The organism is Bacillus nakamurai (genome assembly GCF_001584325.1).
GTDB lineage: Bacteria > Bacillota > Bacilli > Bacillales > Bacillaceae > Bacillus > Bacillus nakamurai.
The window spans coordinates 1-7,453 of record NZ_LSAZ01000024.1; the positions used below are offsets into that span (position 1 = coordinate 1).

Genomic DNA, 7,453 nt, shown 5'->3' on the forward strand with positions numbered 1-7,453 from the left:
TTACGAAGCGTTAGAGAGCAAGATCGGAGCACCTTACTATGGCAAAAAAGCTGAAAAGCTGAATGGATGTGCAGAATACCTTTCGTTTAAAAGAGATCCGGAGACGGACAAACTAAAGTTGTATCAAGCTCATTTTTGTAAAGTGAGGTTGTGCCCGATGTGTGCATGGCGCAGGTCTTTAAAAATTGCTTATCACAATAAATTGATCGTAGAAGAAGCCAATCGTCAGTATGGCTGCGGATGGATTTTTCTCACGTTGACAGTTCGAAATGTTAAGGGTGACGGTCTGAAGCCTGCGATTTCGGACATGATGAAAGGATTCAATCGGCTGATGAAATATAAAAGAGTTGATAAAGTGACTCTTGGTTATTTTAGAGCTTTAGAGATAACGAAAAATCATGAAGAAGATACATATCATCCGCATTTTCATGTGTTGTTGCCAGTGAAGAAAAGCTATTTTACTCATAACTACATTAAGCAGTCTGAGTGGACAAGCTTATGGAAAAAGGCGATGAAATTGGATTACACTCCAATTGTCGATATTCGTCGAGTGAAAGGTAAAGCCAAGATTGATGCTGAGCAGATTGAGAGCGATGTGCGAGAAGCAATGATGGAGCAGAAAGCTGTTCTTGAAATTTCTAAGTATCCCGTCAAGGATACAGATGTTGTCCGCGGAAATAAGGTGACAGAGGATAATCTGAATACAGTTTATTTTTTGGATGATGCACTGGCTGCTCGTAGGTTGATTGGGTACGGTGGAATATTGAAGGATATTCATAAGGAATTGAACCTTGGTGATGCAGAGGACGGCGATCTTGTCAAGATTGAGGAAGACGATGACGAGGTAGCAAACGGCGCATTTGAGGTCATGGCTTATTGGCATCCCGGCATCAAGAATTACATAATCAAGTAAGAAAAGCAGGCCACGCGGCCTGCTTTTCTTACTAAGGTAAATGTTTTTTTAACTTTTTGTCCCATCCTGTAAAGACCATTATTGCTGTTATTGGTAACCCTAATACCATAACAAAAATCAAAGATACATTTTTAGATGGACCTAAGATTAAATAAATAAATAACATTATAGCCGCAAGGCCAATATAACTTTTTAAAAATGCCATCAGTGAGTTTTTATTCATAATCTCACCCCATTTTAAATTATTTTACTATCGTGTATTTTATTTGTGCTGAATAGGACGTATGATAATTTTTATAATCAGTTATTGTTATTTTTAATCTCTTGCCTTTTTTTGCAGCATTTATAACTTCTTTTTGATAAACAGCATTAGAACTTAATTGAACTGCTAATGCAGAAGCCCATCCAGCAACTCCACCCCATTTAGTAGCAACAGCTAAAATGGCAATTTTTAGATTACTGTTACCTTTTATTGCTTTCATATTATTAGCCAAATTTTTAGTTTGAGCTTTTGATAAAGTATAAGACCCTACTACAACTCTCTTTTCTGCTGCATGAGCAACATTACTTGATTTATTAAATCCCAAAAAACTTGTTGATCCTAACAAAGGTGGGGCAACCAATAAAGCTACCAACATAATCTTCACTAAAAAACTTAATTTCTTCTTTTTCATAATCATAGCATTCTCTCCTTAACTTTCATACTCTTAAAAAACATCCTTTCCTGCAATTAAATGGGCCCACTTAAATATAAATTCTTTTGTAAAGATATGGGTATATTTCGATAAAAAATTAAGCGAAAATTAAGAAAGGTATGGTACTTAGTGTGTGAAATACAGATATATCAACGTCTCAATATCATTTTGATGGGAAGACAGTTTTAAAAATAGAGAAAGTAGATGCGTGTTGCCGCAGCATACTTTCAGACATTGAAAATTTGACACAAGGAACAAAATGTTCATGGTGTGAATGCTGTGGGAGCAGCAAGGGTTTTCCGGTTTCCTGCCGATCTCTCATCGGTGGAAAAATCGGGTCGGCGGACAGCCGACAAGTGGCACGACCTTTCGATGCGATAGCAAGAATGAGAGAGCCACCAGCACCGCAGGTCGCACGTCCAAATTGAATCCGTAGGAACAATTTGGTGTAGTGCGTTACACCAAAGTTACACCAAAGGATAAACTTTGTGTTACCATAACCCCTAAACAGTGGTCTGAATCGGGGGTTTTTTTCATGGCAAATTATGCAGTCATCAGGATGGAAAAATACAAGAAAGATAGACTGAATGGAACGCAAAAACACAATCAGCGGGAGTTTCAAAAAAGCAAAAATGAAAACATTGATCGTAGCCGGTCGCATCTCAATTATGATCTTATTAACGGTCAACCGATTAGCTACGCACAGGCGGTTCGTGAAAAAATTGAGGGCAGGGTCAAACGGAAAGTGCGGGATGATGCAGTCCTGGTGAGCGAGTTTTTGATTACGGCCAGTCCTGACTACATGAACGGATTGAGCGAGACGGAGCAGCGGCGCTACTTTGAAGCGGCGGCTGATCATCTGAAAGAGAAATACAGTGCGGAAAATATGCTGTATGCCACGGTACATATGGACGAAGCGACCCCGCATATGCACGTGGGGATTGTGCCGATCACCGAGGACGGCCGGCTTTCTGCTAAAGATTTTTTTAACGGAAAACTGAAGATGAAAGCCATTCAGGATGATTTTCACCGGCATATGGTGAAAAGCGGTTTTGACGTGGAGCGGGGTGAACCAAGTGAAAAAAAGCATGAAAATGTTCACCAGTACAAAATCAACCAAAGGAAAGCGGAACTGGAACAGCTGAATGCCGAAATCGCTTTGAAGGAAAAACGGAAAGCGGAACTGGAACAGCAGAACAGAGCGGTTGAATCAGTGGTCTCCGTCAAAAAAGAAGCGCTGATGGCCAAAACGGAAGAGCGGCGGCTCCCGACCGTTGAGTATGAAAAAGCCGGTCTTTTCAAAAGAGACAAAGTGACTGTGCCGCAGCATGAACTGGAAAATTTGTATGCTTATGCGGAAGACCAAGGGAAAACGGCGGCGCAGCTGTCACGGCAATTGGAAGCGGAAACGGAAGAGAAGGAACGGTGGAAGTCCATAGCCGGCCAAGAAAAGGAACGGGCAGATTCGAAAGATAAGATGCTCTCGGATCTGCAGGCGACTATGAACGAGGAGGTCGAAAAAGCAAAAAGGGGGATGCGGCGGAAGCTGACTAAAGAATTTACAGAAGAGCAGCGTGAAGATCTCCGCCGGGAAGTGCAAGAAGAATTGTCGGCTCTGAAAACAGAAAACAGCGAGCTGAGAGCGGAGAATAATGATTTGAAGCGGCTGACGCTGTCTCTGAGCGCTCAGAAAGACAATGAGGTCAAAAAGCACGATGAAACGAAAAAAAGCCTTAAAGCGGAAAGAGGCAGGTATGGTGAGCTGCTGAACTTCGCCCAAGAGCAGAATAAGGATTTTCAGTCGCTGAACGAGGAAAACAAGACGCTAAGAGAGCGGGTGGCCGTACTGGAACAGTGGAAAGACAAAATGGTGCAGTGGGCTAAAGAAAAGTTGCCAAGGGTGCGGAAATTAGCGGCATCGTTTTTCCGTACGGCTGGAATGCCTAGAGAAGCGAATAAATACAAGGACAATGAATTAGAGCGGTGACTGTTGGTGGTATTAGCTGTTCTTCCAAAATTGCCACCACTTTTTTTGTTTAGTGGCTGCGATCATTCTTTGTGTCTCCAGCGACTCCCGTAATGCGGCAGTGAGTGTCTCGTGCCTTTCTTGCTGTCTTTTTTCGAATTGTTCCATCCGTTCTGCCATGTGGCGGTTGAATTCTTCCTGTCGCTTCATGAATTCAACCAAAGGATTGTCCTGTAGCGATGTAGCGGTATCCGATATGGTCAGTTTTGAACGATATAGGCTTGCTATATGCTTTACCGTTTCGTCGAGTGAGTGTCCATTGATCTTAGTCATTGTACATAGATACTCTAGAGCCTTTACATCATCTTCGCTATAGAGTCGCCATCCTTTGGAATCTTTATTGAAGGAATACCCTTGACCTTCAAGCATACTTGAATATTTTCGTACAGTCACAGGCTCTATACCAAGACGCTTTGCAACGTCCTTTGACGATAATTTAACTCCCATATCCATATTGAATCACCTCTTAAAAAATGATTCGCTATGAAATAAGCAAAGCCTTCTATATTTTAAGGGATTGTTGTTATTAGGAATCCAAATAACTTTAAATCATTAAATGATTGAACAATTAAATTAAAGGTGTTAAAATGAAGATACAAGAAATATTGAAGGGGTGTTAGCTGTGAAAAAAGTGGCAGCGCCAATTATTAAACAGCATGTTAAAGCATTATTAAAATCTAATCCTAATAAAGATTTCAAACTGCAAGAGATTAAAGAATACGTTCAAGATAAAGAGGGAGAGACTTTTTCTTCAGGAAGTTTCAGTGGTGCTATGTTGTCTTTGGTTAAAGAGGATGGGGACATTGTTAACTCTTCTAGAGGTGTTTATCGTTACAACGCTGTTGATAAAAGAACTGAAATCAATAATGTTTTAGAAGAGGCTATCAATTCACTTGAATCAATTGCTATGGTGAATATTTTAGAATTAAATGACGAGGAAATTTCTATTCTTAGATCAATACCTAACATGAAAGAACAAATAAAACGTTTAATGATTTAAACAATTAAAAAAGGCAAAAAAAATACATGAGCCTTTAACCGAAGTGGTTAAGTTAACTTATTTACGTTATTAATTTATATCACAAAGGTTTTAAAAAAAGTACCTCAATATGTTTTTGAGTAAGTATGAAAAGGAATGTAGATCGTTAATTTCAGAGGATGAAGAAGCGAGTGTATCATCGGTTTCCTAAACTAAGATTGGGAAGTAAGCTTTTAGGGAGTGGTGCGCCCTTGGCGTGAGTCAACGGTAACCGGACCGTAGGGAGGATTAAGGAGTTGACTCGCTCAGCGCCACCCGAACCCTTTCAGCACTCAAACAAACCCGTTTGTTTGACGCCAACCGGCGAGGGAGTCCCCCGAAGATTCGGGGGGTTGGGGGGATTGATTATTGGCATCCAACGGCCATCCGTTGGTGGGTTTGGGCAAAGCCCAAGAACTTGACTAGTGAATTGGGACTAAGTTACTCTTGAAGGAGAAAAAAGATCGGGAAAAATAATTGGTGAGAGAAGGGAGCGGCAGCGATAGCGACCGGATCGAATCCAACCGAATAGCCCCCCCATGCTAACAGGGGGGGAGTAATCGTAAGTTTTAAGCGGAATCCAAATGTGATTCCGTTTTTTATTTCAAGTATTTGTTGTGTAATAACGAGATTCCTACCTCGGGAATATTATCGTTGCGGCATGTCGAAAATTTTCCGCAACAAAGTTATCAATCCTTCTCTTATGCTACCATTTTCATAAAAAGGATTAAACTGGAGGGGGACGAGTTTTATGAGTGCCATTCCGTCTGCTACTGTGGGGGTTAAAATTAATGATTGGCATGAGTATATAAACAGATTTGATGCAAAAAACGCTGAAAAGTGCAAAGCAGAAGTAGAAAAAATGATTGAGGAAATGGAAGAAGATCAAGATTTATTACTGTATTATCAGCTGATCAGTTTTAGACATGATTTGATGATGGACTATCTTTTCCCGTCAGATTCTTCTAAAAAGTTGGAAACTTGGGAGTATTTAAGAAGATCCGAAGGGACCGGACAAAAGTTAACGAAGCTGCTGAAATACTATGATCATTTGTTTAGAGGAATGTACGAATTTAGAAATGGGGATTACGTAGCGGCCATCAATCATTATCAAAAGGCAGAAGCTAAGATTGCAAGGGTCACTGATGAAATAGAGAAAGCGGAATTTTATTTTAAGATGGCTGAGGTTTTTTATCATATGAAACAGACTCACGTTTCTATGTATTATGTGAAAATGGCTTATGATAAATATAAGAAGTATCCTACATACAAAGTAAATATGATCAAATGTCTTTTTGTTATTGCAGGGAACTATGATGATTTGAATAATCATAAAAAAGCCTTGGTGCATTTACAAATAGCTTTAGAAATGGCTGAAGAGGTTGGCAATGAACTGATGCAGACATTTGCATATTTAAATATGGGGAACAGCTATAATCGTTTGCAAAGCCCAATGGCCATTCCTTTGTATCATCAAGCCATTAAGCTCGCAAAAAAAGCAGGGGCTAAAGAAATCATCCAAGCCTACTACGATTTGTCCCTTATTCACTTTCAGAATGGTGAAATAATTGAGGGAAGGGATTTCTTTAAAAAGGCAGTGAGGGAAGCTGAAGCTTTCGAAAATGAATTTTACATGAAATTGTTAAATGTACTGAAAGCATTATTTATTGATACTGCTAATAGGCAAAATGTAAAAAATGCATTGTACGGACTAAAGACCGAAAAAGGCTATCCATACTTTGAAGAGCTAGCTTTAGTGTCTGCAGAATTCTATACTAAGAAGAGGCGCATGGAAGATTCTATATACTTTTACAATGAAATGGTGTGCGCTCAAAGACAAATTCAGAGGAGTGATTCTCATTATGAAATTTAAAAGTCTTTTTGCTGCTGTCCTCATCTTGGGTCTGTTAGCCGGTGCAGGTTATTCTGTTTCTCATGGGGAAATTTCGGTTGCTTCTCGAAATGCAACGTAAAGAAAATTTAAGGCCTGAATGGGGCGGACTCTTAGAGTCTGCTTTTTTTAATGCAAAAAATCATTTTAAAGCCTTTTACAGACGTTTTATCATGTTCCCCTTATAAAAGGAGGCGTTTTATATTAAAAGCACGCAGAAACGAATCTGAGCGTTCTGAGAGCGATTTTAGGTATACCGATTAGCTGTTGATGTTTTTTTTGAACCGGCTTCAGAGGAGCGGTAGCGGAGTGCCCACTTATGCACTTGGTCAAAAGGTGCTCGTTTTTTTCGCACCGGCGAAATAAATAATGCTACGCATTGAACCATGACTGGAATGTGTTGACTGCGTGTTGATAGAAAAGGCCATGTGTTGACTGTGTGGAGGTTCATGTGTTGGTCAGGTGGAGACGTGCGGCTTTTTAAAGTTATTGAATATCTAAAATAATGCGCGGCTGCAGGGCCGATTTTTCGAAAAAAAATCTCCCCCTACGGGGGAAGAATGGTTTTGATCTTAGGTTTTGGTTTTTAAAAAAAGACCGGCAATTCTGCCGGCCTTTTTTACGATTTTGACGGAGTCGAAATCGGGTCTTTTCTTATCTTGATACTATATAGAAACACCAAGATTTTTTAAAATCAGTTCAAAGCCTTGTGTGTCAAGGATTTGAGGTGTTTTTGACATGTAGAAACTCCTTCTGCTATTATTGAGTTACCACACTTAACAATAGAATGCTAGATTACTAGCTCAGAAGGAGTTTTTCATTTTGTATTCAACTGAAAATGATTATATCATTCTCGAAGACAAAACCGCAACAGGTAAAAAGCGGGATTGGAAGGGAAAAAAGAGACGGA

The 7,453-nt window shown here is 39.9% G+C and carries 7 protein-coding genes; 4 read left to right on the top strand and 3 right to left on the bottom strand.

The window, feature by feature from the left end; genetic code table 11:
- Positions 1-913 (top strand): protein rep (locus AXI59_RS12520; RefSeq protein WP_061528413.1); only part of this gene is annotated, 913 nt, incomplete at its 5' end.
- 31 nt (positions 914-944) lie between these two features.
- Here the strand turns inward: AXI59_RS12520 and AXI59_RS12525 are convergent.
- A complete protein-coding gene (locus AXI59_RS12525) occupies positions 945-1,136 on the bottom strand; it encodes a hypothetical protein (RefSeq protein ID WP_061528414.1) in 192 nt (63 codons plus the stop codon).
- A 19-nt stretch (positions 1,137-1,155) separates the two neighbouring features.
- The gene (locus AXI59_RS12530; RefSeq protein ID WP_061528415.1) at positions 1,156-1,593 is read right to left on the bottom strand and encodes a hypothetical protein; all 438 of its coding nucleotides are present in this window, start codon (positions 1,591-1,593) and stop codon (positions 1,156-1,158) included.
- Between the two features lie 550 nt (positions 1,594-2,143).
- Here AXI59_RS12530 and mobV point away from each other — a divergent pair.
- Positions 2,144-3,595 carry a MobV family relaxase gene (mobV, locus tag AXI59_RS12535; RefSeq protein ID WP_061528416.1) on the top strand — a complete coding sequence of 484 codons (1,452 nt, stop codon included), beginning with the start codon at positions 2,144-2,146 and terminating at the stop codon, positions 3,593-3,595.
- 12 nt (positions 3,596-3,607) lie between these two features.
- Here mobV and AXI59_RS12540 read toward each other — a convergent pair whose 3' ends face one another.
- Positions 3,608-4,087, bottom strand: coding sequence for a DUF3967 domain-containing protein (locus tag AXI59_RS12540; RefSeq protein ID WP_061528417.1), 480 nt, complete (start codon positions 4,085-4,087; stop codon positions 3,608-3,610).
- A gap of 169 nt (positions 4,088-4,256) precedes the next feature.
- Here AXI59_RS12540 and AXI59_RS12545 point away from each other — a divergent pair, with 169 nt between their 5' ends.
- Positions 4,257-4,634 (top strand): hypothetical protein, encoded by a 378-nt coding sequence (locus AXI59_RS12545; RefSeq protein WP_061528418.1) that lies wholly within the window; start codon positions 4,257-4,259, stop codon positions 4,632-4,634.
- Between the two features lie 769 nt (positions 4,635-5,403).
- Complete coding sequence (locus tag AXI59_RS12550; RefSeq protein WP_061528419.1) at positions 5,404-6,525, top strand: response regulator aspartate phosphatase; 1,122 nt, start codon at positions 5,404-5,406, stop codon at positions 6,523-6,525.
- The last annotated feature ends 928 nt before the right edge of the window (positions 6,526-7,453 follow it).

Bases quoted from the DNA above. Each gene is read 5' to 3' on its own strand.
- AXI59_RS12525 (WP_061528414.1), bottom strand. From the start codon at position 1,136: ATGAATAAAAACTCACTGATGGCATTTTTAAAAAGTTATATTGGCCTT.
- AXI59_RS12530 (WP_061528415.1), bottom strand. From the start codon at position 1,593: ATGATTATGAAAAAGAAGAAATTAAGTTTTTTAGTGAAGATTATGTTG.
- mobV (WP_061528416.1), top strand. From the start codon at position 2,144: ATGGCAAATTATGCAGTCATCAGGATGGAAAAATACAAGAAAGATAGA.
- AXI59_RS12540 (WP_061528417.1), bottom strand. From the start codon at position 4,087: ATGGATATGGGAGTTAAATTATCGTCAAAGGACGTTGCAAAGCGTCTT.
- AXI59_RS12550 (WP_061528419.1), top strand. From the start codon at position 5,404: ATGAGTGCCATTCCGTCTGCTACTGTGGGGGTTAAAATTAATGATTGG.